A 24,946-nucleotide genomic window follows, 5' to 3' on the forward strand; every position below is an offset into this window, starting at 1 on the left:
CGTGACAAAAACGTTAACGATTGCCATGCCAAAAGGGCGGATTTTTGACGAAGCAGTTCAGTTGCTTCGCGCAGCAGGCTACTCCCTTCCTCCGGAGTTTGACGATTCCAGAAAGCTTATTTTAGAGGTAGAAGAAGAAAATTTCCGATTTATTCTCGCTAAACCGATGGACGTTGCGACCTATGTGGAATATGGTGTGGCGGATATTGGAATTGCAGGGAAAGATGTACTACTCGAGGAAGAACGTGACGTGTATGAGTTGCTCGATTTGATGATTAGCGACTGCTACTTAGCCGTTGCCGGATTGCCAAATACCGAAATGTCCGCTGTCGCACCAAAAATTGCGACAAAATATCCAGGTATTGCCGCAGCGTATTTCCGAGAACAAGGCGAACAAGTCGAAATCATAAAATTGAATGGCTCTATTGAACTCGCACCACTCATTGGATTGGCAGATCGAATTGTCGATATTGTTTCTAGCGGCAGAACGCTGAAAGAAAATGGTCTCGTGGAATATGAACGTATTCAAGACATTACATCGCGCTTAATCGTCAATCCGGTCAGTTACCGGATGTATGATGATCGTATTCAAGAATTAGTGGAGCGTTTAAGCCAAACTCTTTCCAAAGCGGAAACGGGAATTGGGAAGCTTTCGTGAAAAAACCCATTAAATATGTCTACATATAGAGAAAGGGGTAGCGCTGTGAAAATCCAACGTATCAACGAAGAAATATCGCTTTCTCGCTCGGTAGATTCTGGCACAGAAGAGCAACGAGCCATTGTCCAATCGATCATCGAGGACGTAAAAACGCAAGGGGACGAAGCGGTCCGAAAGTATACGGAAGCGTTTGATGGGATTCACTTAGAGCAATTTGCTGTGTCGCAAGAAGAAATCAACGTAGCGTACACACAAATAGACACGGAAATGATTGCAATTATACAAGAAGCAAGAGATAACATTCGTGACTATCACGAGCATCAACTGAAAGCATCGTGGATGACGACAAACGAGAATGGCACGATTTTAGGGCAAAAAGTAACCGCACTTGATTCCGTTGGCTTGTATGTTCCTGGTGGAACAGCTGCGTACCCATCTTCTGTGTTAATGAATGCAGTGCCAGCTTCCGTTGCGGGTGTGGAGCGAATTGTAATGGTCTCTCCACCAGATAAGAATGGCATGATTCCTCCTGCAGTGCTTGTTGCGGCGAATGAAGCAGGAATTACGGAAATCTATAAAATGGGTGGCGCACAAGCAATTGCCGCACTTGCGTATGGTACTGAATCAGTCAAACGCGTGGATAAAATCGTTGGACCAGGAAATATTTTCGTCGCCTTAGCAAAACGAGAAGTGTTCGGAGATGTTGCAATTGACATGATTGCTGGTCCTAGTGAAATTACGGTGCTCGCAGACGATTCTGCAAACGCCAACGAAGTTGCAGCCGACTTACTATCTCAAGCAGAGCACGACGAGCGTGCAGTGAGCATTTTAGTGACGACATCAGAATCACTCGCAAATGCAGTCGCTGACGAAGTAACGCGCCAGTTAGAATTGCTCCCACGCAAAGAAATTGCGGCGCAGTCCATTGCGACGTACGGGGCGATTTATATCGCAGGTTCGATGGAACAAGCAATTGAAGTTGTAAACCAACTTGCACCGGAGCATCTAGAAATCATGACAGCCAATCCATTCGACCTTCTCGGGAAAATAAAACATGCAGGTGCTATTTTCTTAGGTCGGTTTAGTGCAGAGCCAGTAGGTGATTACTTTGCAGGCACGAACCATGTCTTGCCGACAAATGGTACTGCGCGATTTTCTAGCCCGCTAAGTGTAGAGGACTTTCAAAAGAAATCGAGTGTCATTTTTTATTCCCAACAAGCGTTTGAGAAAAATGCGAAGAAAATCGCAGCATTTGCACGACTGGAAGGGTTAGAAGCACATGCACGAGCGATAGAAGAAAGAGGGGCGAACAAATGAGTAGAGAAGGAACGATTAAACGAATCACAAATGAGACGCAAATTGAGCTGACGTTAAACGTCGACGGCTCGGGTACATCGAAACTTGAAACAGGCGTTCCTTTTTTAAATCACATGTTGGATTTGTTTGCAAAACACGGACAATTTGACTTATCCGTTCAGGCAACTGGCGACACGGAGATTGACGATCACCATACAACGGAAGACATTGCGATTTGTTTAGGCCAAGCGCTAAAAGACGCGCTCGGCGATAAGCGTGGGATTAAACGCTACGGCAACGCATTCGTACCAATGGATGAAACCCTTGCACACGTCACAATTGACTTAAGTAACCGACCGTATTACGTACAAAATGCGACGATTCCTTCTCCAAAAGTCGGCAACTTCGATACGGAATTGGTGCACGAATTTATGAGCAAATTAGCGATCGAAGCCCGCATGAATCTGCATATTAACGTGTCTTATGGTTCGAATACGCACCATATTATAGAGGCGATGTTTAAGGCATTGGCGAGAGCACTAGATGAGGCGACGACAATTGATCCGCGAGTTAAAGGAGTGCCGTCGACGAAAGGAATGTTATAAGTGATTGGAATTATCGACTATGGAATGGGGAATTTGTTCAGCGTGGCTAAAGCGTTAGAGCGAATTGGCGTAAAGTACGTTGTAACGGACGATCAACGCGTCCTGCAAGAAATGGACGGACTTATATTACCAGGTGTGGGGTCCTTTAAAGATGCGATGTCTTTGTTGAATAAAACAGGGCTAACCGAGACCGTTCATGCATATGTCGCAAGTGGCAAGCCACTACTTGGGATATGCCTCGGGATGCAGTTATTGTTTGAAAGCAGTGAAGAAAATGGTCAAACGGAAGGATTGAACCTTTTACCTGGTCATGTGAAGAAGTTTTCTGGAAAGACAAAAAATGGCGAATTCTTCAAAGTTCCACATATGGGGTGGAACAAGCTCTCGTTTCGTCACAAGTCACCCATTTTCGATGGGATTTCCGAAGACTATGTGTACTTCGTTCATTCCTATTATGTCGAGACAGATATGCCTGATGTTGTATTAGCAAGTTGTACGTATGAAGACGTAGTGCCTGCCATTGTCGGTCGAGACAATGTGTGGGGGATGCAATTCCATCCAGAAAAAAGTGGGGATGTTGGCATGCAGCTACTCACAAACTTTACCAACTTCGTTGAAAAAGGAGGAGTGTAACTTGAGTTTTCAACTGTATCCCGCAATCGACATGCGGAACGGAAAATGTGTCAGACTCCTTCAAGGGGATTACGCAAAGGAAACAATATACGGCGATAGCCCGTTTGATATGGCAATGCAATTTGCAAATAACGGGGCAACGTGGATTCATATGGTCGACTTAGATGGTGCGCGAGATGGCAAACGAGTGAATGATGGATTTGTCATACAAGCGGCAAACGACTTACAAGCCAACATTCAAATTGGTGGAGGGATTCGCACGGAACAAGACATCGTGCATTACTTAGATCAAGGAATCGCTCGAGTCATTTTAGGGAGTGTGGCCATCGAAAATCCTGTATTTGCAAAAGAAATGCTGCGGAAATACGGCAACCAATTAGCCATTGGATTAGATGCAAAAGATGGGTTCGTAGCGACACATGGTTGGGTAACGACCTCTAGTGTGAAGGCGATTGACGTGGCAAAAGAATTTGCAGAAGCAGGAACGGAAACGTTCATTTTTACGGATATCGCAACGGACGGGATGCTTTCTGGACCTAATGAGCAAGCGGTAGTAGAACTTGCCCATGCGACAGGAAAAAATGTCATTGCATCTGGAGGAGTAAGTGGTCTGCATGATTTACACTCCTTACAAAAGCGGCAAGAAGATGGAGTGGTTGGCGTAATTGTCGGAAAAGCGTTATACGAGGAGAAATTTACGTTAGCCCAGGCATTAAGTGAGGTGCAGTCATAACATGCTGACAAAACGAATTATTCCCTGTCTAGACGTAAAAGATGGACGCGTCGTCAAAGGCGTTCAATTTGTGAAGCTGAAAGATGCAGGAGATCCAGTTGAACTAGCAAAAGTGTATGACGCACAAGGAGCGGACGAGCTGGTATTTTTAGATATTTCCGCGACACACGAAGAAAGAAAGACGCTCATCGATGTAGTCGAACGAGTGGCGTCAGAACTTGCGATTCCGTTTACAGTTGGTGGAGGTATTAATTCGCTAAAAGATATGAAGCAAGTATTACGAGCTGGCGCAGACAAAGTATCCTTGAATTCGGCAGCGGTAAAAAATCCAGCGCTCATTCAACAAGGTGCAGATTTTTTTGGCTCCCAGTGCATCGTTGTGGCGATTGATGCGAAGTATGATTTAGAGGCAAAAGCGTTTCGGGTGTACACACACGGTGGACGAACTCCCACTGAGTGGCTCGTCTTAGACTGGGTAAAAGAAGCTGTTCGACGCGGGGCAGGAGAAATCTTGCTCACGAGTATGGACCAAGATGGCGAAAAAAGCGGCTTTCAGCTGGAGCTGACAAAAGCGGTAAGTGAAGCAGTAAATGTGCCAGTCATTGCCTCCGGTGGGGCTGGTAACGCAGAACATTTTCGAGAAGCATTTGTGAAAGGATCAGCCGATGCAGCACTTGCAGCATCAATATTTCATTACCAAGAAACGTCTGTTGCGCAAGTAAAAGCGTATTTGCGAGAAAAAGGAGTGAATGTCAGGTGAACATAGAGGACTTAACGTTTGACGTGAATGGGCTACTACCTGCCGTTGTACAAGATGCCGCAACGAAGGAAGTGCTGACAGTTGCTTACATGAACAAAGAATCGTTAGAAAAAACACTTCAAACGAACGAAACGTGGTTTTATAGCCGCTCGAGAAAGGAACTGTGGCACAAAGGTGCAACTAGTGGCAACACGCAAACGATTGTCGACATCGTCGTCGATTGCGATGCGGACGCGCTTGTCGTTCTCGTGAAACCCGCAGGACCTGCTTGCCACACGGGAGCAAGAAGTTGTTTCTCACGCAGTTTGTTGCGTGAAAACGATGGAAATGAAACCTCGAATGATCCACCAGAGACGCACGAACAGATTTTAACCACACTTCAAGAAGTGATCCGACAACGTGAAATCGAACGTCCAGAAGGAGCATATACGACGTATTTATTTGAAAAAGGCGTCGATAAAATCTTGAAAAAAGTGGGAGAAGAAGCGTCCGAAGTCATCATTGCGGCAAAAAACCGCGACAAAGAAGAGGTAAAGTGGGAAACGGCCGATTTACTGTACCACGTGCTTGTTTTATTACAAGAACAACAAGTGCCGTTTGAAGAAGTGCTAGCGGTGCTGGCGCAACGACACAACGAATCGGCGTGACATGGGAAGGAAGTTGGAACGATGGAAAATCGAATCGAAACGTCTGTACGAAAAGAACTCGCGACGATGCAAAGCTACTCTCCAGGAAAACCGATTTGGGAGTTGCAAAAGGAATACGGAATAGAGGAAGTGATCAAGCTTTCTTCTAATGAAAACGCGCTTGGAGCTTCCCCTGCGGCAAAAGATGCCATCGCGCAGTATGTCGCCTCCATTCACCGCTATCCAGATGCCCATACGTCGCTTCTTCGCGATGCAATAAGCTCGGTGTATGACGTGGAACGGGACAACATCATTATTGGAAATGGCGCAGATGAAATCATTAAGTTAATCTCGGAGACGTTTTTAACGAGTGGTGATGAAGTCATCGTGCCGACCCCTTCCTTTAGCGAATACGATTTCGGCGCAAACTTAATGGGAGCAACGGTTGTGAAAGTGCCCCTCACAGAAACGTTTGAATACGATTTAACCGCGGTGAAAAAAGCGATAACAGAAAAGACAAAACTCATTTACTTATGCTCCCCAAACAACCCAACAGGAACGTACATTACACGCGAAGCTCTCGAGACCTTTTTAGAGGATTTACCAACAAATGTCCTTGTCGTGTTAGACGGAGCATACGCGCAATATGCAGACGCGAATGATTTTACAGACGGAATCGATTTGATTGGGAATAAACAACCAGTGATCGTCATCCAGACATTCTCCAAAGTATACGGATTAGCTGGACTACGCGTAGGATTTGGAATCGCATCAAACGAAATCATTCAGTACCTTCATAAAGTTCGCGAACCATTCAATGTCAACTCCCTCGCCCAAGCTGCCGCAGTTGCTGCCCTTGAAGACGAGGAGCATTTAAACGCTTCGAAGCAATTGGTAGTGGAAGGACGGAAAGAGTTGTACCAGGCATTCGAGCAACTCGGTTTAAGCTACACCGAAAGCATGGCTAATTTTGTGTTCGTAAATGTTGGTGTCGATGCGACTGACGTGTATGAAAAGCTACTACGAAAAGGGATCATCGTGCGAAATGGCTCAGTCTGGAATTTGCTGACGCACTTACGAGTCACCATCGGAACGCCAGAAGAGAACTTACGCTTTATAAAAGCGCTGGGAGAGTGTTTAGAGGAAGTGAGACCTGTCGATCAGCGCGAAAATCGTGCAAGTTTCAGGTGAAAACGTGCAACTTTGACCTCCAAACATGCAAGTTTGGGAAATATCCTGTCAATAAACGTTAAAAACGTGCAAACAGCCATTTTCTTCCAATAAAAGAGAACGTTTTCGCAGACGAAAACGCACATCTTCAAAAAGAATTGGTGCGTTTTGACTCGCAAAACGTTCTTACTCGGGAGACCTGTCGATTAGCGCGAAAATCGTGCAAGTTTCAGGTGAAAACGTGCAACTTTGACCTTCAAACATGCAAGTTTGGGAAATATCCTGTCAACAAACGTGAAAAACGTGCAAACAGCCATTTTCTTCCAATCAAAAAGAACGTTTTCGCAGACGAAAACGCACATCATCAATAAGGATCAGTGCGTTTTGCCGCGTAAAACGTTCTTCAGCGTGCAATCTGTTAGTTGCTATTTACAGCGATTTCTAATGCTTCAAGCGGATCGTCCGTTTTTACATAGAGTTGTTTTAAGGTCTTTCCTACTTGCCACTGAATACTTGTTTCAGGATGTTGATTAAATCCCGTTACGCGAATGACTCCTACTTTGTCAGGAGCAGGCAAATAGTTCTTTTCTAAGTAGTCCACCATCGCTTTCGCTACATCTTGCCCTTTTTCATAGCCAGGAAGCGCATATTCTGGGTCATTTGGATAATCAATTTGTATCGTCCAATTGCCTTCTTTCCACGTGATGTAGTCGTGTCCGGCTGCGCCTTCTTCCCACGCTTTTATGCCGTGACCAAGATCCAGATTTGTTTCGTCAAATGATTGTATTTCACCCATCGCGTCGATGGCTTCTTGCTCGGTCGCGTATGTCGTTTCTTTTAGTGGATTGGACGTCGCTTGTTCTCCAGTGTCTGCTGACGAGCTATCATTTTCTGCCTGTTCTCCAGAGTCCACATTCGACGCATCATCTTCTGTCGGCAGTGGTGGAGATTCGACTTCTGCTTGATCTTGATTCACATTCGTATCTGTATCTGTTGCGGTAGAATCATCCTCCTGGCAACCCACGAGAACGACTGACATGATGACGGTTGATAAAACAATGAAAAGATTTTTCATCCTACTCACCTCTTCTTTATTTTTTCCCTAAACGAACACCGTAAAACGACTTGATCACTTATTCCATATATTCCGGAAACAACTTATTTTTTGTGAAGAAAGAGGACAACTCCCGGTTAAATGCCTTCGATTCATTCGCAAAAGCATTTGCATTACTTAAATTTGCCTCAGTGGGATCGTTTAAATACGCGCGTAACGCGATTATTTCTTCCTCCGCAATCTTCACCCCATAACGAAGTGTTGATGCAAGTTCATCATCTTTCTCTCCACCATAGGTGTCAATTTGAATTCCGGTCATCAATGTCTCATACTGATCGATTTGTTCGGTGAAACTCTCTACTCTCTTCGAATCGTCCGTAAAAGGCGTCTCCATTTTATAAATTTCCACGAGTTGATCACTAATGTCCATATATGTATGATCTTCAAAAAGCCCCCACGACTCATCGTATAATTCAGGCGAAACAATTCCTTCTTGAACGCCAATAGGATACATCGACAAATCTTCTTGTTTCGTATTTTCTACTTTTTCGTTACAGCCTACTAAACCAAGTAGTAACGTTATTCCAAGGAAAATTCCGATTCCTTTTTTCATGTCACTTCCCCCTTATTCTTTCTTATAAGAACGCAATAAGTTTAAAAAAGTTACATATTTTTGGAAATTATTAAAGGGAAATGAAAAATTAATTTCAAACGTCCAACCAGCAACCCAATATTTCCATTTATATCATGAATCTATTCTTCCAACGCGACAAATTTAATGAGAAAATTAGAAGTGGATACGAACAATGACAGCACGCTCGGTACACGCTATGTAAAGGAGAGATAGAATAATGGTCACGTTAAAAAAAGTAGATGAATCGAATTATCGTGCAGTCCTTGCACTCACAACAGATGACTCTCAGTCAGATTTCGTTGCTTCCAATGCGATTTCCCTCGCGCAGGCATGGGTGTTTTATGACAAGGCAAGACCGTTTGCGATTGTAAATGAAGAGACGATAGTCGGATTTATCATGTTTGACTATTTAAAAGAAGCGCGAGAAGTAGAAATTTGGCGCTTGATGATTGGCACGGAATTTCAAGGCAAAGGATACGGAAAGCAAGCGTTAGTAGCGGCAATCGAGTTGTTGAAAAACGAAAACAAATTCGATCGCGTTCAAATAAATTATGTGAAAGAAAATGCAGGTGCGAAGCATTTGTATCAAAAACTCGGATTTGAAGAAACAGGCGAGATGGAAGGAAACGAAGTCGTCATGAAGTTGACGCTTGCATCTAGTTAATCTCCTCGCAATACATAGGGACAAAGTAAGGAGCAAACTATGGAGAACAAAGATTTAATCGCATTGCAATCACATGTAACTCTTCTTCGATCAGAGGGCAAATACTTAGAAACGATTGAAAGTGCCTATGATTTACTCGATAAAGGCATCACCTATCACGATCGTAAATCGATACTGACTGCGCACATTAATACAGCAGCTTCCTATTATTGTCTTGGAGCCATTGAAGAGGCTTTTCATTCCATCGAAGCGTATGACGAAGTTTGCCAGCAAGATGGGGATGAGGCAGATTGGCTCAATCTCTATAACATTTTGTTTTTGCTATATGAGTTTACGAAAGATTATTCAAATGCGAAGAAGACGTTAGAAAAGTCGATCGCCATTGGAACAAAACTGGAGAAATTCAATATAGTGAGTAACGGCTATAGCAATCTGAGTCATCTGTATATGGAAGAAACGAATTTTGACGAAGCACTTCATTGCGCCGAAAAAGGACTTGCAGCGGCTACATTACATACCCCGAAAAGTCCTGTACTATCGCTTCGCGTACAGTTAAATTGGTCGAAAGCACAAATTGGATTAGGCAATCTAGAAGAGGCAAAGAAACGTATCGACGAAATGATTCGTGCCGAGTATTTGTCTTCATTCCCACGAGAGAAAGCGCAGTGTTACGACTTACTTGGCCTGTGGCAATCCAAAATGGGGAACTATGTAGAAGCAATGGAAGCTTACACGAACGCGAAAGAAATCGCCGAAAGCTATCACGACGTCCATTTACTGAAAACGATTCAAGAAGCGCGCTGTAACTTGTGCGATTTGATCGGCGACACAGAACAAGGCTATTTCATTCAAAAAGAATATATTGAGTTGCTAAACGAAATTTCGTCGCGAGAACTAGCGCTGGCTGCGCAAAAACTGGAGGTAAAACACCGGATTGCAGGGATGGAAAAAAACGCGACAATCGACTTTTTAACGGGTATTTACAATCGTCAATACTTAGAAAAAACGGTGGATCAGCGACTTCAAGCGGTTACGGGGAATGAAGTACTTTCTTGTCTGGCGTTCGATATCGACAACTTTAAAGCGATTAACGATGCTTTTGGACATGTGTACGGGGATACCGTCATTCAAATGGTGAGTGACGCCATTAATTCTTGTCTGACAGATCAAGCGCTATTTGGAAGATATGGTGGCGATGAATTTGTCGTGATTGTTTCAGGGTCTGCAAGTGAACAGGGAATGGGAACTGCGACCGAGATGGAAAAACAAGTGAAGAATTTACAAGTAATTAAAGACGGGAAGATTGTCACCGTCGAAATCAGTATCGGGATTTCCGATTCCAACAATTTATCAGAACGCTCGTTTCAAGAGCTGTTTCACCAAGCAGATCTCGCACTGTACGAAGCGAAAAAGAATGGTAAAAATCAAATTTGTGTTACCTCACTGGTCTAATCAGCATACCTCCCTCCTATTTTCCGAAAATTCGGTAAGATAGGAGGGTTATTCATTTTCTTCTACTGAAGTCAGCGTTATAATCGATATCATAAGCAGAACGAAACACTCGTCATTCTCCGCACATTGCCAGCCATTTTCCCCATCCTTTTGCTTTGCAAATCATTTCTAGTTTAGTATAATTCTAAAGTAAGAATGACTATTTCTATTTAGAATCCTTGTCATTACGGTAATAAGTTCTTTTGTAAGAATAGTTTGATTATCAAATAGGGAGGAATTTGACAATGGAAAACAATGTACATGATCCGAACGACGAAAAAAGACACACAGCAGCGGGGGATTCACAGTGCCCGGTAACTGGTGGTCATAAAGATAGCGCAATTACAACATCGAACAAACCAGGGAAGACGCAAAACAAAGACTGGTGGCCAAATATGTTGAATGTCAACATGTTGCACCAGCACGATCGAAAATCGAACCCATTTGGGGAAGAGTTTGATTACAAAGCTGAATTTGAAAAATTAGATTACAATGCATTAAAACAAGATTTACGCGATTTAATGACAAATAGCCAAGACTGGTGGCCAGCCGATTATGGTCATTACGGCGGGTTATTCATCCGTATGTCATGGCATGCAGCGGGTACATACCGCACATTTGATGGTCGCGGAGGCGGTAACACGGGTAACCAACGTTTCGCACCACTTAATAGCTGGCCGGATAATGTGAATCTTGATAAAGCGCGTCGACTACTTTGGCCGATTAAACAAAAATATGGCAACAAAATTTCGTGGGCGGATCTTCTAGTATTAACAGGGAACGTCGCATTAGAATCGATGGGCTTCAAAACATTCGGTTTTGCCGCTGGTCGAGAAGATGTTTGGGCGCCAGAAGAGGATGTTTATTGGGGAAATGAAAAAGAGTGGTTAGCAGACAACCGTTACTCTGGAGATCGTGAACTAGAGTCACCACTAGCAGCAGTTCAAATGGGTCTTATTTACGTCAATCCAGAAGGACCAAACGGTAAACCAGATCCGCTTGCATCTGCACAAGATATTCGTGAGACATTCGCCCGTATGGGAATGAACGACGAAGAAACGGTTGCATTAATTGCAGGTGGTCACACGTTCGGTAAAACACACGGCGCTGGAGATCCTTCTAATGTTGGAGACGATCCAGAAGCTGCAACAATGGAAAACCAAGGAATTGGTTGGAAGAGTACGTATGGTTCAGGAAAAGGTCGCGACACGATTTCAAGTGGCCTTGAAGGTGCTTGGACAGCGAATCCTACGCAGTGGGACAATGGCTACTGGGTACAATTGTTTGAATATGATTGGGAACTAACAAAGAGTCCAGCTGGTGCGTACCAATGGATTGCCAAGAACTTAAAAGAAGAAGACAAAGCTCCAGACGCAGAAGATGCGAACAAAAAAGTTCCAACAATGATGTCAACTGCAGATATGGCGCTGAAAGTAGATCCAGATTACGAAAAAATTTCTCGTCGTTTCTATGAAGATCACGCAGCATTTGAAGATGCTTTTGCGCGTGCTTGGTTTAAGCTTCTTCACCGCGACATGGGTCCAAAAGATCGCTACTGGGGACCTGAAGTGCCAGAAGAAGAGTTAATCTGGCAAGATCCAGTGCCAAAACCCGACTACACATTGTCGTTTGATGAGTTAGAAGAAGTGAAAGGAAAAATTGTAGCAAGTGGATTAACAACGTCTCAGCTAATAAAAACGGCTTGGGCATCTGCAAGCACGTATCGTGATTCAGATAAACGCGGTGGCGCAAATGGTGCTCGTATCCGTTTTGCACCGCAAAAGAACTGGGAAGCAAACGAACCGGAAGAATTAGCGCACGTTCTAGCAGAATATGAAAAAATTCAAGCAGCAACTGGAAACAAAATTTCCATCGCTGATTTAATCGTGCTAGGTGGAAACTTGGCAATTGAACAATCCATTAAAGCGGCAGGCTTTGACGTTACTGTTCCATTTACACAAGGTCGAGGCGATGCACTAGAAGAAATGACAGATGCAGAAAGCTTCGACGTATTAGAACCAGTATCAGATGGCTTCCGTAATTACCAAAAACAAGAGTATGCAACGAGTCCAGAAGAAATGCTCTTAGATAGAGCAAATCTTTTAGGCTTAACAGCTCCGGAAATGACTGCCCTAATCGGAGGTTTGCGCGTATTAGGTGCAAATTACAAAGGATCAAAAGATGGCGTATTCACGAATCGTGAAGGGCAACTAACGAATGATTTCTTCGTAAACTTGCTCGACATGAATATTGAATGGACACCAGCTGGATTTAACAAATACGAAGGACGCAACCGTCAATCAGGCGAAGTCGTTCGTACAGCATCGCGCTTTGATCTAGTATTTGGTTCCAATTCTATCTTGCGTGCAGTGGCAGAAGTATACGCACAAGACGATAACCGCGAGAAATTCATCCGTGATTTCGTCAAAGCGTGGAACAAAGTCATGAATGCAGATCGTTTTGATTTACAAAAATAAGTACTACACAAAAATCCTGGTTCGCAATTACGCGGGCCAGGATTTTTAGCGTTAAATATTAATATGTATCGCAAAAAAATAGTAGAAATCATGCGCTATCAGCGCAACCGTCCGTCTTCATTTTACCCATCACCTAGGTAATGAATTTCGTCGCCTTCTTTTCACGCTAGAAAAATAAATGCTCCAATAGAAAAAATCTTACAAGCCGTCACACTTGTAAGATTTTTTTAGAGGAAATAATGAAGAAGTACTGCAAGGACGATAAGGTGAAAAACTTGATCTGTCACGACAAATAGCCATTTTTCAGTCGTGTTTTGCATCACCACCCGATTCCACCACATGTTAAATGTTCGTCGATCGAGGAGCATGTGAGAGAGAAATAGCAATCCGATGGCTATGAAGCTCCAATCGATACTTCCCCAAATACCGACTAGGACCACCGCTAATGTATACACCGAACAATGGACGACTAATGCGCCCCAATGCGTTGCTTTATTTTTTGCCATCCAAGACGTTTGGAGGAGAAAATCTCCGATTAAATGACCGATAAATAAGTATGCAAATGGTGTCATCGTGCACCTCTTTCCATTTATAAATAAGCGATGTGTGAAAATTTCATTACAATGAGCAAAATTTCGTTAATTTATGAGAAGATTCTATATTAAATGTAGCACATACATGCTAGAATAACAGTACAAATTTCGTGCATCGAAGGGATAATGAACATGGATAAATTAGCAAAAATATTTCACTCGATTGCCATTATCTCCGGCGAGAGCGATTTAGATGTCGTCTTAGTAGAATTAGCACAACTTGGTAAAGAACTCGCACAAGCAGATAGATGCACCGTCTGGTTGTATGATGCTAAAACGGATGAAAATTGGACGCTTGTTGCGCAAGAAGTAGATGAGATCCGCGTGCCAGCAAGGAGCGGATTTATTGGCAAGGCCATTCAAAGTGGGAAAACGATTGTCATCGAAGACGCGTATAACGACCCACGCTTCAACCAAGAAGTGGACCGTCAAACTGGTTATCACACCCGGACCATTTTAACCGTTCCGTTTCAAAATACAGAAGGCGCTTATTTCGGTGCTTTCCAAGCCATTAATAAACGTCCGGAAGGCACACCTTTTACGGAAGAAGACGTCCATTTAATCACACTAGCTGCAACATATGCTGGAAAAGCAATTGAAGCGAAGCTACTCCAAAATGAGTTATTAAAAACGCAAGCGGAAATGATTGAAGTGCTCGGTCAAATAGGAGAGAGTCGTTCAAAAGAGACAAGCAACCATGTTCGTCGTGTGGCGATGTATTCCTATGAGCTCGCCAAACTCGCTGGTATTCCAGAAAGAGAAAGTGAATTGCTCCGGATTGTTTCTCCCATGCACGACATTGGGAAAGTCGCCACGCCTGATGCGATTTTACTGAAGCCTGGTAAACTCACACCGGAAGAATTTGCGACGATGAAAGAACATGCGAGCATTGGGTACGAAGTATTTCGTCACTCCGAACGTGAATTATTAAAAACCGCCGCTATTATTGCCCATCAACACCATGAACGTTGGGACGGAAATGGGTATCCGAATCAGCTAAAAGGAAAAGAAATTCATATGTTTGGTCGCATTACGGCGATTGCAGATGTCTTCGATGCGCTTAGCTCCGTTCGTGTGTACAAAACTGCATGGCCAGATGACGACATTATCGCGTATTTCACTGAACAAGGTGGGCATCAATTCGACCCAGTGTTGACCACGTTATTTTTAACCAATTTTGAGAAGTTCGCGATCATTCGAAAAACATACGCGGATTAGTAGGAGAGTCCTGATGACAAACATAATCGAACTCGAACAAGAACAAACAATTCACCTCCCGCTGTCGAGTGCTTGGGATTTATTGACTGACTCCAATCATTTTAACCATGTCGCGGGATTATTCCCTGTGACATTTTCGGACTTTCAAACGGACCAATCGCTCCATCGCCAAGCGACCGCAAAAGCACTTGGCTTTATTCCGGTCAAATGGCGGGAGCATGCCTTCACGTGGGTCAAAAATCAGTGGTTTGAAATTGAACGAATTTACGATAAAAGCCCTGTTGATCGTGCGGTTTGGAAAGTTTCCCTCTTTCCAGTGAACGCCACCTCCACGTCCATTCGAGTAAATGGCCATTTCACGTATAAAAATGCGCTCGGAAAAATCGCGTTACAAAAAGTGATTATTCCGCAGCTTCTTGGATTTTTCCCCTATGCAGAAGCAGTTGCTGAGGCATTTCATTCCAAAAAACTTCGTCCTCAAGCGAAAGAAAGCCTTTCGTACAATGCAGAAGTCTTTCATACTCGCGAAAAGAAATTCCGCGCATATCCTGTGAAACGAGCGCACGCCGATACGCTACTTCACCATATTACAAACGCAAACGATGAAGATGTTCTCAACATGCAACCGTTAAAATTTGCGAAAACGTATGGGTTCGATCCGACGGAAACGGTCGACTTCTTTTTGCTGGCGACAAAAGCAGGTGTGCTACAGCAAAAGTGGAGCATGATGTGTCCTAATTGTCGCGTTCCTAAAACGCAAGTCACCGCGTTAAAAGACGTGCAAAACACCGTCCACTGCGACTTATGTGGACTGGATTTCGACACCGATTTTGATCGTTCTATTCAAATGCAATTTGACGTCCACCCGGCGATTCGACAAGCAGCAGGCGAACTTTACTGCCTAAATGGTCCGATGAACTCGCCGCACATCCTAGCGCAACACCGAATTCCCGCAGGAACAGAGCAACAAGTGCCGCTAGGGAACTGGCAATCGAGCCACCGCTACCGTGTCCTTCAGCACAATCATGCTGTGCAAGTGGATGCTTTTGGCAATGAAACATCTCGCCTCACATACGGAGAAAATGGCTTCGCTCAACATCACGTGCTCCCAACAGACACGCTCACTATTTCGAACACGACGAATCAGGAAATTGTCTTCGTCGTCGAAGAGCTCGTCTGGGATCAAGACGCACTTACAGCAAGAGACGTCACCGCGATGCAACTGTACCGGGATTTATTTGCCACGGAAGTATTAGCTGCCGATCAAGAAATTCAAGTGGGGAATATGACGGTTCTCTTCACTGATTTAAAATCATCAACTGCTCTATATGAAAAAATAGGCGACGCCCTCGCATACTCGGACGTGCGTCAACATTTCAGCTATTTAAAAGAACACATTAGCGTCAATCGCGGGGCAATCGTTAAAACAATTGGCGATTCCGTTATGGCTGTTTTCACCGACGAGCACGACGCACTTCGAGCGAGTATAGCGATCCATCAGTCAATGGAGAAGTTGCAACAACTCGTTTCAGAACCGATTGCGATTAAAATCGGTTTCCATTCTGGACCGGTCATTGCAGTCAATGCCAATGACATTCTCGACTACTTTGGTCGTACCGTTAATATCGCATCTCGCGTCGAACAACTGAGTAGCGGGAATGATATCGTCATGACTGCCGACACATATGAAGATGTGAGAGATAAGCTTGAGCTGGTAAATGGCGTGAGAATAGAACAATTTTCGCAGCAAGTAAAAGGCATGAGCGAAGCCTTAGAGCTTGTGCGCGTTAACATTTAGAAGAAGTGGCATTCGTCACTTCTTTTTTTGTCGGAAAAGTACCGAGAAGCGCAAAAAATTAGTACAACGAAACGTTTATCAGCGCAAACGAAGAAGACCTTGTTTCATTTCTAAATAGTGTAAAATGAAGAAAAACACGAGATAGGAACAGGAGGATGACGATGACAGTCGACGAAGTAATGGCAGAGCTTGAAAAGCTGGGCACGGAACGAACGAAGAAAATATATGTAGGCAACGGGGCAAAAGAGCCACTATTTGGTGTTGCGACAGGCGCGATGAAACCGATGAAAAAAATCATTGGAAAAAATCAGTCCCTCGCAGAAGAACTTTACGCAACGGGCAATTACGACGCAATGTATTTTGCTGGTGTTATAGCAGATCCCAAAGCAATGACAGAAGAGGACTTCGATCGTTGGATAAACGATGCTTATTTTTTCATGATTTCGGATTACATCGTTGCCGTTACATTATCAGAATCACCGTTAGGAGAAGCGGTCTCCAAAAAATGGATTGCTTCAGGCGAAGAATTGAAAATGTCCGCTGGTTGGAGTTGTTATTGTTGGATGCTTGGAAATCGAAAAGATGACACATTTTCAGAAGAAACGATAGCGGAACTGCTGGATCAAGCGTCGTCGTCCATTCATACTGCACCTCCGAGAACACAGTCAGCGATGAGTAATTTCATCTCCACAGTTGGTGTGTCCTTTAAACCACTTCATGAAAAAGCAATGGAAGTAGCAAAAGAAGTAGGAGTCGTTGTAATGACGCGCGAAAACAAACCGAACGCAGAGTTACGTCCACTTGAAACGATTGATAAAGCAATAGAAAAAGGAAGAATTGGATTTAAACGAAGATACGTCCGGTGCTAAAAAGTAAAAAATAGACTAAGTTTTGAACAAGCGAAAAAATCATGCCCTCATTTCGTAACGAAGGATAGGTAAAGCAAATTCACTCTTTAAATAACGAATATAAACATATCTAGTGAATCCATTTGGAAATCAACACGTAACTAAACGTGAAAACAACACCAAGAGCAAATAAGCCGAACAACACATACGCGACCACTTTCACAGGTGTTGGCAACTTGCTAATGGTTTCCGGCGTTACATTTCCAACAGATCCTTCAATCTTTGCCAAATGATCGATCGCATCATTAAACGGTTTCGTTTTTTCTGCCATATAAAAGCTCCTTTTCCTTTGTATCGTTTAGAGGGGAAGGGGTTTTTCTGCATTTCCCCCGATGATTTGTCCGTAATTAATGATACCATAATTTTACAACACATCATAAATGAACAGGTTGTCAATTGGTTGCTAAATGGAAAAAAAGGAGTAACATACTATAACAAAAGGCAATCATTCAGCGCAATCCTTCTATTCCAACAAACTTTTTTACGAAACGAAAGGAGTACCGCAATGGTCATCATTTTAACGGATAGTTCGTCTGATTTACCGAAGGACTACATAGAAAAACATCACGTACACGTGGTTCCACTCTCCGTTCGAGTCGGTGAGGAGGAGTATTCAGAAGGAGTCGATTTATCTCCTCCTGCATTTTTTGAAAAAATGTTCGCTACGAGTGAACTCCCTAAAACGTCCCAACCTTCTCCTGCCAAATTTGCAGAGAGCTTTCAACAAGCTGCACAACAAAACGAGCAGTTAATCTGTTTAACGATATCTTCCAAACTCAGTGGCACGTACCAATCTGCCCTTTTAGGAAAAGAGATCTCCAATACAGATGTTGAAATAATCGATACGCTTGGTGGCTCACTAGCCTATGGCATGCTCGTGATGAAGGCGGTACAACTGGCGAATGAAGGAAAGAGTCGCGAAGAAATTGTTGAAGCACTTTATACATATAGGGAAAACATGGAAATTTTCATCTTGCTCGATAATCTGGAAAATGTGGTGAAAGGCGGAAGACTAAGTAAATTTTCGGGATCCGTCGCAAAATTATTGAACATCAAAATTATTTTAGAAGGAATTCAAGGAGAAATCGTCGTTAAAGAAAAAGTTCGAGGTTCCAAAAAATTTCTTCAGCGTGCGCTAGAACGAATCCAAGAAAAACGAGACGATTTTTCGGATGCGGTATTTGGAATTACTCACACGGGAAATGTGGAAGAAGCCGAATGGCTAAAGAATGAAATTAATCGACGACTTCACCCAAAAGAATTGTACGTGAATTACATGGGCGCAACGATGGGCACATATGCTGGTAAAGGTGGATTGATTGTTTCATTCCTGTAAACGAAAGGACGTGCTAACGTGTTTGATAGTGGACTTATATTAGAAGGCGGCGGTATGCGAGGGGTATACACAGCTGGCGTTTTGGAATTTTTCATGGAAAAGGAATGCTATTTTCCATATGTTATTGGGGTTTCAGCAGGAGCTTGCCAAGGAGCTTCATATCTATCCCGTCAAAAAGGGAGAAACCGTTCCGTTACCATTGATTATTTATCACACCCAGATTACATATCGCTGAAAAATCTTTTCTTTAAAAAAGAACTGTTTGGAATGGATTTAATCTTCGATCATATCCCTAATAACTTAGTGCCATTTGACTTTGAGACGTTTAATGTGGGCAAGGAAAGATTTGTCATCGGCACAACGGATTGCTATACAGGTCAAGCCGTTTACCACGACAAGAATGCCGAATCAGCAGAGATGTTATCCATTATCCGAGCTTCAAGCTCATTACCATTCATGGCAAAACCAGTGGAAATTGCCGGACAAACACTAATGGACGGTGGAATTGCAGATCCCATTCCTTTATATAAAGCGAAATTGGACGGCGTCGAAAAACCGGTGATTGTGTTGACGAAACAAAAAGGCTATCGCAAAAAGAAATCCTTTTTATCCAAAGCATATAAATTGTTCTACAAAGAATTTCCAGGCTTAACAAACGCTTTGGAAACAAGATGGCACCGTTACAACGAATTATTGGATACGATTGAACGCTTAGAAGACGAAGGTAAGGTGTTTGTCATCCGACCAAGTAACGACTTCGGTGTATCCAGAGCTGAACGAGATATCACAAAACTCGAAAATTTCCACCAGCAAGGATACGAAGACGCCCGTGCGGTGTATGAAGAAATGACGATGTGGTTAGGTGCAAAAAATGTTGTTGTGACTTCCTAATACAAAAATTGAAACGTACAACAACATGTGCAAATTAAAAAAGAATCTCCGATTGATTGACTCAAAAAGAGATTCTTTTTTCTATTGGACGTTTTCAGTTATTCCAACTCACTCCCGTATTTCTCAGGAAGCAACTCCATCACATTGCATTTCACGATTTCACCTTGATACTTCAAAATAACGTCTGTATTTTGACCATAATCGCTAATCAATTCTCGACACATGCCACAAGGCGCAACAACCCAACAGTTTTCGATATCTTCATGTGGATGAGGATGTGCAACAGCGACAATCGTTTCAAAATCCGGATGGCCTTCTGATATCGACTTGCCAAGTGCCATTGCTTCCCCGCATACCGCAATTCTTCCAACATTCGCTTCTAAATGAACCGCTGCAAATACTTTACCTGAAGTCGTTCTTACGGCTGCACCAATATGGTGTCTCCCGTAACGGTAATTATCTTCAATCACTTTTTCCGCTGCGCGAATTAGTTCATAATCTTGTTCTTCTAACTTTTTCGTTGTAATCATGGTATCTCTCCTATATGAGTTTTTATATTTCACATCAATGACGGTAAATCGTTCACATACTAGCATCAGATCTTCGGAAAATTCCATCTCAAATCCCTTTAATTCCTCTGTGAAAAACTCCACATGTACGCGGTGCCAGTAATCGTAAGACAAGTCACCTTCGCCTTCAGCCACTGCGAAATCAGCAGTCACTTTCTTAAATGGTTGAATAACAAGTTCTGTTGTTTGGATGATACATAACGGTTCATCAGCATCATTTAATATAACGCTATATTCCCCTAACTCTGGAATAGGTTCGCCAAGTTTTTCGTATGTAACTACTGCAGAACATGTCGCCGTCTTTCTACCGCTAATAACAAGGGAAGCTAATTTATTCGGACTAGCCCCAAATTGCCATGCAGTGACGTTCTCTGGAACATCCTTCCCCAACTGTTTCCAATAATTTTCCCAATAGGTTTTCGTCATTTCATTCATGTAAAGTCTCCCCTTCTCTTAAATTGTAACATTTGCTGGAAATAAACAATTGAATCTTTTTCCAGTTTTTTTCGTAGTAAAAAGAAAGCACTGAAGGAGTGGATGAGTTGAAAACATTTTATATGAAAGAAAAAGTATTTAGTTTGAGTGGAAAATTTACCGTCATCGATGAATCCGAACAAGATGTATATAGCGTGCAAGGTAGCTTCATGAAAATCCCTAAAACGTTTTCGATTTTCGATCGATCTAACACGGAAGTTGCGAACATTACGAAAAAGACCTTCTCATGGCTTCCCACATTTTATGTAGAAGTAGAAAGGCAAGACGTCTTAACGATTAAAAAAGAATTCTCTTTCTTAAAATCTCGCTACACTATTTCCGGCGTGGATATCGACGTGCAAGGTAACTGGTGGGACATGGACTTCGAAATGATTCAAAATGGCGAAGTCATCGGCAGAGTGTCCAAAGAATGGTTCACTTGGGGAGACAGTTACCGAGTCGAACTCCTAAATGAAGAATTGGAGAAAGTCGTCATCGCAATCGTCGTGGCAATTGACTGTGTGAAAGCAGACGAAGCTGCAGCTAACTCCAGTATTCATATGCATACGTAAAGCCATCACAAGAAGGAAAGTAGGAGTAAGAGTGCCATTTACACAGTTTTTTGGACAAGAAGCACCGCAAGATACACCGAAAATAATTCGCACAGGGGTGCGAGCAATTATCCGCGAGGGAGAAAAAATTTTAATGATGAAATCGAAACGAGGAGACGTGAAATTTCCTGGAGGAGGAGTTGAATCAGGGGAAGAAGAAATACCTGCGCTTCTTCGGGAAATAAAAGAAGAAACTGGATTCATCGATGTAAGCGTCAAATCCTACTTAGGAAGTATCATCCAGTCAAAACAAGATCGAAAAGATCCATCCAGTTGGTATGTGCAAACCTCTCCATATTACGAAGTTGAACTACGCTCCAACAAACAAGTAGAACCAGAGCTAACGGAAAAAGAGATTCGAGAAGGTTATCACCTTGTTTGGATGACAATCCAAGAAGCAATTAAGTTAAATGAAACCGTGGAAGTGGATCCTAACGTGAATGGATATATAGAAAGAGAAAACTGGGTGTTGAATTATTTAATAGAGAAAAGAGAACTATAAGCAAAAGCAACTGACTGGTGAATGAAAAGTGCTCGCCAGTCAGTTGCTTATTTTGATGAAAGGAAACTTAGTTAACAGGTCGCCAATCCGTCGCGAACCCATTGCTTTCAGCAAAATGGTACAGTCGATGTAACTTTTCTTCTGAATAATTAGAGGTAACCATTAAATCTTGCCATTGGTTATTACGGTCAATTAAACGTGACAAGAAATTATTATCTGCTAACTTGTTACCTTTACTTGTGTTGCACCTTGGACAGGCTAAAACGAAATTCCACAACACGTCATTTTGCATATAGGACCATGGGATAAAATGATCCACGTGAGATTTTACTAAACCTTGGTGGCAATAGAAGCACGTCTCCGTCCCTTGTTTTTGAAGTAAAAACTTAAATTCCTGCAAGGACTGGCGGGCTGAGAGGAATTCTAATTTTCTTAGTAAGTTTGTCATCACTGAGTGCGAATTATGCTTCTCAAGAAAAAGTGCAAGTTGATAGTTTGTAGCATTCATTAAAATACGTTTATACCTTTCAAAAAAGATTACATAAGGTGGATTTAATCGAACCCATTCTTCATTTTTATTAAAGGAAAAAATACTTCCATTAAATGATTTATAAAAAGATCCGAATACGTATTGTTTATACACTTTGTTGATGTGTTTGATTAATTCTTCTTGTTGTTTGTCAATCAGTTGATCAAAGTTCCATTCAGAGGGAATTGAATATTTCTCTTGGAAAGAATACAAGATTTTTTCCACGGAACTAATGGTAGAATTAGAGTTCAATTGACGAATGTTATTGGTTACGACTAAGTTCCAATATATTTTGGTCACGTGACGAGAAATTTGAACAAAAGATAATTCGCATGAGTTGGTTATTTCGGCGATTGACTCTAATAGAGCTTTCATCAACACATGTTTATAGGAAGTAGTATGTGATGCATCCATTAAAAAGTGTTGCGTATGTCTCCACAAATCATTTTCCGTCAAATAGTCATCTTTAGACTCGGCAGCTGTCAAATCCCATCCCATTCAGAACCCTCCTTTACTATTCGGATACTTCTATTAAAAAATGCCCTTTTTCAAATCCCCCTCGTTTTTCTTTTTTGGCAATTCGGACTTTCTCTAATGTTTCATAATCTGCTCCGTGTATGGGGAGGGCAGCGTAAATCAGTTCTAAAATGTCTGCTAATTCTTCGATAGCATCTTTACCCGCAACGGCTTCTTGGTATTCCGTTACTTCTTCTGTTAATTTCTTTTTAATTTCTTCTGCATGACGTTCAGGAGTTAGTTGCTCTATTGTAAAGGTAGCTCCATTCGCTTCTATAATTTCTAAAATGCGATCTCGAATGAGTTTGTTGTAGGTTGGCATTATTGTTCCTCCTGAATGCTATGGATGGGAAATTTCTTCCTTTTATTATAGCGAAAAGAATAATCTTTTTCTTCACCCTCCTTTTTTGTTCATCTTCCGTTCATATTGCTTTTTTATGATAGGTAGGAAAGTACGAATGGAGGGTGTTTATATGAAGTTAGCGTGGAAGGAAATGAAAAAAGGAAAGTCCAAATTTATCATTTTAGGATCCATCATTTTTTTAGTGAGTTTTTTAACGTTGGTGATTTCTGGACTGGCGAATGGCTTGTCTTACGATAGTGCAGGTTTAATTAAAAACTTGCCTTCTGGACAGTATTATTTGTCTAAAGAAGCGGAAGGGAATTCGGCGATGTCCGCTATTCCTAGCGATATGGCGAATGAATTTATGAAAGAGAATGAAGAGGCAATGGCACTGTCGATTCAAATGGGATATGTGACGACAACAGCGGATCAGCAAGAAAGTGTGGCATTTGTTACGTCGACCCCTTTTAAACACTTTCCAAGCGTTCGTGCCGGTGAAATAGTACTGGATGCTTCTTTAAAAGAACAAGGGGTTCATATTGGGGATACGGTTGTGAATGAATGGTCCAAGAAGGAATTTGTCGTGAAGGATTTTGTAGAAGGCCAAACGTATAGTCATACGGCGGTTGCGTTTGTTAACGAACGTGATTTTGCAGCACTTTTTGGGAAGAGCGAGCGACAAATGATGTTTCTTCCAGGAGATGAGGCTGTCGCTTTTTCGAAAGAACTAGACGTATATTCTACTTCTCAGTTTTTACAAACGATTGCGAGTTATCAATCCGAACAATTATCTCTTAACATGATCATCGGTTTTTTAGTGGTAATTAGCGGCATGCTTTTTGGCATCTTTTTTTACATGATGAATGTTCAAAAGTTGAGTTTATATGGAATTTTGAAAGCAATTGGTGTGAAAACGTCTACGTTATTTACATTAATCTGGACGCAAATGATTCTCACGACCACTGCTGCACTATTTCTCTCGATTTTACTAAGTCAACTTGTTTCGTTTATGAAACCTGAAAGTCTCCCGTACCAGTTATCGCTATCCACTACTCTTTTATTAGTGGGGTTGTTTTTTCTTGTCGGCTTTCTAGGGGCAACAATTTCTGGGTGGCAAGTGAAGAACGTGCAACCTTTACAAGCCATTCAACAAGGAGAGGTGTAAGATTATGCTAGAGCTACAATCCATTACGAAAACGTTCCAATCGGGTAATGACAAGGAAATGATTCTGAAAGGAATCGATGTCACGATTCCTTACGGGGAAGTGACGGCGCTTGTTGGCGCATCGGGATCGGGTAAGAGTACGTTATTAACGATCGCAAACGGTTTACAAGATGCATCAAGTGGAAAGGTCTTGTATGACGGCGAAAATCTATTGGACCTTTCTCAAGAAAAACTAAGGGCGATTCGGGCAACCGAATTTGGCTTTGTTTTTCAATTTTCCTACTTAGTCCCGTTCTTAACGGTAGAGGAGCAACTTCACTTAATGTTAGATGTGGCAGAATCGACGTTATCGAAACGAGCACGACAAGCAGAAGTGGATAATCTGTTGGAGCGGGTAGAAATGGACCATCGAAAAAACGCCTATCCTGCCTCGTTATCTGGTGGGGAAAAACAGCGAGTGGCGATTGCACGAGCGTTGATCCACCGTCCTAGCATTCTCTTTGCTGATGAACCTACTGCAAGTTTAGACTCGAAGAAATCGGCTCATGTCATGGGTCTCATTCAAAAGTTAACGAAAGCGATGAATATTGCTACACTAGTGGTAACACACGATGAAGACATGTTGGCGTTTGCGGATCGCATTGTAACGATGAAAGACGGCGAAATTATGGCGGAAGAATAGAAATGAGGGA

At 42.5% G+C, this 24,946-nt stretch carries 27 protein-coding genes and 1 pseudogene; 20 read left to right on the forward strand and 8 right to left on the reverse strand.

Going from position 1 to position 24,946, the window contains the following annotated elements; all coding sequences use genetic code 11:
- Nucleotides 1–25: 25 nt before the first annotated feature.
- Genes hisG through hisC form a run of 8 tightly spaced genes read left to right on the forward strand, consistent with a single transcriptional unit; the run spans nt 26 to nt 6,502 of the window.
- Nucleotides 26–658: an ATP phosphoribosyltransferase gene (hisG, locus tag D3873_RS00655; protein WP_420798997.1), complete on the forward strand. Its 633-nt coding sequence runs from the start codon at nt 26–28 to the stop codon at nt 656–658.
- Nucleotides 659–703: 45 nt separating this feature from the next.
- A complete protein-coding gene (hisD, locus tag D3873_RS00660) occupies nt 704–1,975 on the forward strand; it encodes a histidinol dehydrogenase (RefSeq protein ID WP_119882196.1) in 1,272 nt (423 codons plus the stop codon).
- A complete protein-coding gene (hisB, locus tag D3873_RS00665) occupies nt 1,972–2,559 on the forward strand; it encodes an imidazoleglycerol-phosphate dehydratase HisB (RefSeq protein WP_119882197.1) in 588 nt (195 codons plus the stop codon). The genes hisD and hisB overlap by 4 nt, the downstream gene beginning before the upstream one ends.
- On the forward strand, nt 2,560–3,192 hold the full coding sequence (hisH, locus tag D3873_RS00670; RefSeq protein WP_119882198.1) for an imidazole glycerol phosphate synthase subunit HisH: 633 nt from the start codon (nt 2,560–2,562) through the stop codon (nt 3,190–3,192).
- A 1-nt stretch (nt 3,193) separates the two neighbouring features.
- Entirely contained in the window at nt 3,194–3,925 is a 732-nt protein-coding gene (gene hisA / locus D3873_RS00675; RefSeq protein ID WP_238473800.1) for a 1-(5-phosphoribosyl)-5-[(5-phosphoribosylamino)methylideneamino]imidazole-4-carboxamide isomerase, read from the forward strand.
- 1 nt (nt 3,926) lies between these two features.
- Complete coding sequence (gene hisF, locus D3873_RS00680; RefSeq protein ID WP_119882200.1) at nt 3,927–4,685, forward strand: imidazole glycerol phosphate synthase subunit HisF; 759 nt, start codon at nt 3,927–3,929, stop codon at nt 4,683–4,685.
- Nucleotides 4,682–5,332, forward strand: a complete 651-nt coding sequence (hisIE, locus tag D3873_RS00685; protein WP_119882201.1) for a bifunctional phosphoribosyl-AMP cyclohydrolase/phosphoribosyl-ATP diphosphatase HisIE — start codon at nt 4,682–4,684, stop codon at nt 5,330–5,332. The genes hisF and hisIE overlap by 4 nt, the downstream gene beginning before the upstream one ends.
- Nucleotides 5,333–5,353: 21 nt before the next feature.
- On the forward strand, nt 5,354–6,502 hold the full coding sequence (hisC, locus tag D3873_RS00690; protein ID WP_119882202.1) for a histidinol-phosphate transaminase: 1,149 nt from the start codon (nt 5,354–5,356) through the stop codon (nt 6,500–6,502).
- 397 nt (nt 6,503–6,899) lie between these two features.
- Here the strand turns inward: hisC and D3873_RS00695 are convergent, their stop codons facing one another.
- Both D3873_RS00695 and D3873_RS00700 read right to left on the reverse strand, forming a co-directional pair.
- Nucleotides 6,900–7,556 (reverse strand): hypothetical protein, encoded by a 657-nt coding sequence (locus tag D3873_RS00695; RefSeq protein ID WP_119882203.1) that lies wholly within the window; start codon nt 7,554–7,556, stop codon nt 6,900–6,902.
- Between the two features lie 58 nt (nt 7,557–7,614).
- Nucleotides 7,615–8,148, reverse strand: a complete 534-nt coding sequence (locus tag D3873_RS00700; RefSeq protein WP_119882204.1) for a hypothetical protein — start codon at nt 8,146–8,148, stop codon at nt 7,615–7,617.
- A gap of 238 nt (nt 8,149–8,386) precedes the next feature.
- Between D3873_RS00700 and D3873_RS00705 the strand changes: the two genes are divergently transcribed.
- From D3873_RS00705 to katG, 3 genes are all read left to right on the forward strand, one after another.
- Nucleotides 8,387–8,833, forward strand: a complete 447-nt coding sequence (locus D3873_RS00705; protein WP_119882205.1) for a GNAT family N-acetyltransferase — start codon at nt 8,387–8,389, stop codon at nt 8,831–8,833.
- Nucleotides 8,834–8,872: 39 nt separating this feature from the next.
- On the forward strand, nt 8,873–10,285 hold the full coding sequence (locus D3873_RS00710; RefSeq protein WP_119882206.1) for a tetratricopeptide repeat-containing diguanylate cyclase: 1,413 nt from the start codon (nt 8,873–8,875) through the stop codon (nt 10,283–10,285).
- Nucleotides 10,286–10,569: 284 nt separating this feature from the next.
- Nucleotides 10,570–12,801: a catalase/peroxidase HPI gene (katG, locus tag D3873_RS00715; protein ID WP_119882207.1), complete on the forward strand. Its 2,232-nt coding sequence runs from the start codon at nt 10,570–10,572 to the stop codon at nt 12,799–12,801.
- Between the two features lie 227 nt (nt 12,802–13,028).
- Here the strand turns inward: katG and D3873_RS00720 are convergent, their stop codons facing one another.
- Nucleotides 13,029–13,373 carry a DUF3307 domain-containing protein gene (locus tag D3873_RS00720; RefSeq protein ID WP_119882208.1) on the reverse strand — a complete coding sequence of 115 codons (345 nt, stop codon included), beginning with the start codon at nt 13,371–13,373 and terminating at the stop codon, nt 13,029–13,031.
- Between the two features lie 153 nt (nt 13,374–13,526).
- Here D3873_RS00720 and D3873_RS00725 point away from each other — a divergent pair, with 153 nt between their 5' ends.
- The 3 genes from D3873_RS00725 (at nt 13,527) to D3873_RS00735 (ending at nt 17,279) form a co-directional block, all read left to right on the forward strand.
- Nucleotides 13,527–14,612, forward strand: coding sequence for an HD domain-containing phosphohydrolase (locus D3873_RS00725; RefSeq protein WP_238473801.1), 1,086 nt, complete (start codon nt 13,527–13,529; stop codon nt 14,610–14,612).
- 13 nt (nt 14,613–14,625) lie between these two features.
- Complete coding sequence (locus D3873_RS00730) at nt 14,626–16,410, forward strand: adenylate/guanylate cyclase domain-containing protein (RefSeq protein ID WP_119882210.1); 1,785 nt, start codon at nt 14,626–14,628, stop codon at nt 16,408–16,410.
- Between the two features lie 161 nt (nt 16,411–16,571).
- Entirely contained in the window at nt 16,572–17,279 is a 708-nt protein-coding gene (locus D3873_RS00735; RefSeq protein WP_119882211.1) for a DNA alkylation repair protein, read from the forward strand.
- A gap of 109 nt (nt 17,280–17,388) precedes the next feature.
- Here D3873_RS00735 and D3873_RS00740 read toward each other — a convergent pair whose 3' ends face one another.
- Nucleotides 17,389–17,589, reverse strand: a complete 201-nt coding sequence (locus D3873_RS00740; RefSeq protein ID WP_119882212.1) for a hypothetical protein — start codon at nt 17,587–17,589, stop codon at nt 17,389–17,391.
- Nucleotides 17,590–17,823: 234 nt separating this feature from the next.
- Here D3873_RS00740 and D3873_RS00745 point away from each other — a divergent pair, with 234 nt between their 5' ends.
- Nucleotides 17,824–18,654, forward strand: a complete 831-nt coding sequence (locus tag D3873_RS00745; RefSeq protein ID WP_119882213.1) for a DegV family protein — start codon at nt 17,824–17,826, stop codon at nt 18,652–18,654.
- Between the two features lie 18 nt (nt 18,655–18,672).
- Complete coding sequence (locus D3873_RS00750; RefSeq protein WP_119882214.1) at nt 18,673–19,545, forward strand: patatin-like phospholipase family protein; 873 nt, start codon at nt 18,673–18,675, stop codon at nt 19,543–19,545.
- A gap of 98 nt (nt 19,546–19,643) precedes the next feature.
- Here the strand turns inward: D3873_RS00750 and D3873_RS00755 are convergent, their stop codons facing one another.
- Both D3873_RS00755 and D3873_RS00760 read right to left on the reverse strand, forming a co-directional pair.
- Nucleotides 19,644–20,075, reverse strand: a complete 432-nt coding sequence (locus D3873_RS00755) for a cytidine deaminase (protein WP_119884438.1) — start codon at nt 20,073–20,075, stop codon at nt 19,644–19,646.
- A gap of 21 nt (nt 20,076–20,096) precedes the next feature.
- Nucleotides 20,097–20,549: pseudogene (locus tag D3873_RS00760) on the reverse strand (ASCH domain-containing protein); the annotation flags it as partial.
- A gap of 107 nt (nt 20,550–20,656) precedes the next feature.
- Here D3873_RS00760 and D3873_RS00765 point away from each other — a divergent pair.
- Both D3873_RS00765 and D3873_RS00770 read left to right on the forward strand, forming a co-directional pair.
- Nucleotides 20,657–21,160: an LURP-one-related/scramblase family protein gene (locus D3873_RS00765; protein ID WP_119882215.1), complete on the forward strand. Its 504-nt coding sequence runs from the start codon at nt 20,657–20,659 to the stop codon at nt 21,158–21,160.
- A gap of 31 nt (nt 21,161–21,191) precedes the next feature.
- Nucleotides 21,192–21,701: an NUDIX domain-containing protein gene (locus tag D3873_RS00770; RefSeq protein WP_119882216.1), complete on the forward strand. Its 510-nt coding sequence runs from the start codon at nt 21,192–21,194 to the stop codon at nt 21,699–21,701.
- A 67-nt stretch (nt 21,702–21,768) separates the two neighbouring features.
- Here the strand turns inward: D3873_RS00770 and D3873_RS00775 are convergent, their stop codons facing one another.
- Both D3873_RS00775 and D3873_RS00780 read right to left on the reverse strand, forming a co-directional pair.
- Entirely contained in the window at nt 21,769–22,728 is a 960-nt protein-coding gene (locus tag D3873_RS00775; protein WP_119882217.1) for an HNH endonuclease, read from the reverse strand.
- Nucleotides 22,729–22,744: 16 nt separating this feature from the next.
- Nucleotides 22,745–23,068, reverse strand: coding sequence for a nucleoside triphosphate pyrophosphohydrolase (locus tag D3873_RS00780; protein WP_119882218.1), 324 nt, complete (start codon nt 23,066–23,068; stop codon nt 22,745–22,747).
- A 151-nt stretch (nt 23,069–23,219) separates the two neighbouring features.
- Here D3873_RS00780 and D3873_RS00785 point away from each other — a divergent pair, with 151 nt between their 5' ends.
- Together D3873_RS00785 and D3873_RS00790 are read left to right on the forward strand one after the other, a co-directional pair.
- Complete coding sequence (locus D3873_RS00785) at nt 23,220–24,254, forward strand: FtsX-like permease family protein (protein WP_119882219.1); 1,035 nt, start codon at nt 23,220–23,222, stop codon at nt 24,252–24,254.
- Between the two features lie 4 nt (nt 24,255–24,258).
- Complete coding sequence (locus D3873_RS00790) at nt 24,259–24,936, forward strand: ABC transporter ATP-binding protein (RefSeq protein WP_119882220.1); 678 nt, start codon at nt 24,259–24,261, stop codon at nt 24,934–24,936.
- Nucleotides 24,937–24,946: the final 10 nt, after the last annotated feature.

It is taken from the genome of Paenisporosarcina cavernae, from assembly GCF_003595195.1.
GTDB lineage: Bacteria > Bacillota > Bacilli > Bacillales_A > Planococcaceae > Paenisporosarcina > Paenisporosarcina cavernae.

Bases quoted from the DNA above. Each gene is read 5' to 3' on its own strand.
- hisG (WP_420798997.1), top strand. From the start codon at position 26: ATGCCAAAAGGGCGGATTTTTGACGAAGCAGTTCAGTTGCTTCGCGCA.
- hisB (WP_119882197.1), top strand. From the start codon at position 1,972: ATGAGTAGAGAAGGAACGATTAAACGAATCACAAATGAGACGCAAATT.
- hisF (WP_119882200.1), top strand. From the start codon at position 3,927: ATGCTGACAAAACGAATTATTCCCTGTCTAGACGTAAAAGATGGACGC.
- hisC (WP_119882202.1), top strand. From the start codon at position 5,354: ATGGAAAATCGAATCGAAACGTCTGTACGAAAAGAACTCGCGACGATG.
- D3873_RS00695 (WP_119882203.1), bottom strand. From the start codon at position 7,556: ATGAAAAATCTTTTCATTGTTTTATCAACCGTCATCATGTCAGTCGTT.
- D3873_RS00700 (WP_119882204.1), bottom strand. From the start codon at position 8,148: ATGAAAAAAGGAATCGGAATTTTCCTTGGAATAACGTTACTACTTGGT.
- D3873_RS00705 (WP_119882205.1), top strand. From the start codon at position 8,387: ATGGTCACGTTAAAAAAAGTAGATGAATCGAATTATCGTGCAGTCCTT.
- D3873_RS00710 (WP_119882206.1), top strand. From the start codon at position 8,873: ATGGAGAACAAAGATTTAATCGCATTGCAATCACATGTAACTCTTCTT.
- katG (WP_119882207.1), top strand. From the start codon at position 10,570: ATGGAAAACAATGTACATGATCCGAACGACGAAAAAAGACACACAGCA.
- D3873_RS00720 (WP_119882208.1), bottom strand. From the start codon at position 13,373: ATGACACCATTTGCATACTTATTTATCGGTCATTTAATCGGAGATTTT.
- D3873_RS00725 (WP_238473801.1), top strand. From the start codon at position 13,527: ATGGATAAATTAGCAAAAATATTTCACTCGATTGCCATTATCTCCGGC.
- D3873_RS00730 (WP_119882210.1), top strand. From the start codon at position 14,626: ATGACAAACATAATCGAACTCGAACAAGAACAAACAATTCACCTCCCG.
- D3873_RS00735 (WP_119882211.1), top strand. From the start codon at position 16,572: ATGACAGTCGACGAAGTAATGGCAGAGCTTGAAAAGCTGGGCACGGAA.
- D3873_RS00740 (WP_119882212.1), bottom strand. From the start codon at position 17,589: ATGGCAGAAAAAACGAAACCGTTTAATGATGCGATCGATCATTTGGCA.
- D3873_RS00745 (WP_119882213.1), top strand. From the start codon at position 17,824: ATGGTCATCATTTTAACGGATAGTTCGTCTGATTTACCGAAGGACTAC.
- D3873_RS00755 (WP_119884438.1), bottom strand. From the start codon at position 20,075: ATGATTACAACGAAAAAGTTAGAAGAACAAGATTATGAACTAATTCGC.
- D3873_RS00775 (WP_119882217.1), bottom strand. From the start codon at position 22,728: ATGGGATGGGATTTGACAGCTGCCGAGTCTAAAGATGACTATTTGACG.
- D3873_RS00780 (WP_119882218.1), bottom strand. From the start codon at position 23,068: ATGCCAACCTACAACAAACTCATTCGAGATCGCATTTTAGAAATTATA.
- D3873_RS00785 (WP_119882219.1), top strand. From the start codon at position 23,220: ATGAAGTTAGCGTGGAAGGAAATGAAAAAAGGAAAGTCCAAATTTATC.
- D3873_RS00790 (WP_119882220.1), top strand. From the start codon at position 24,259: ATGCTAGAGCTACAATCCATTACGAAAACGTTCCAATCGGGTAATGAC.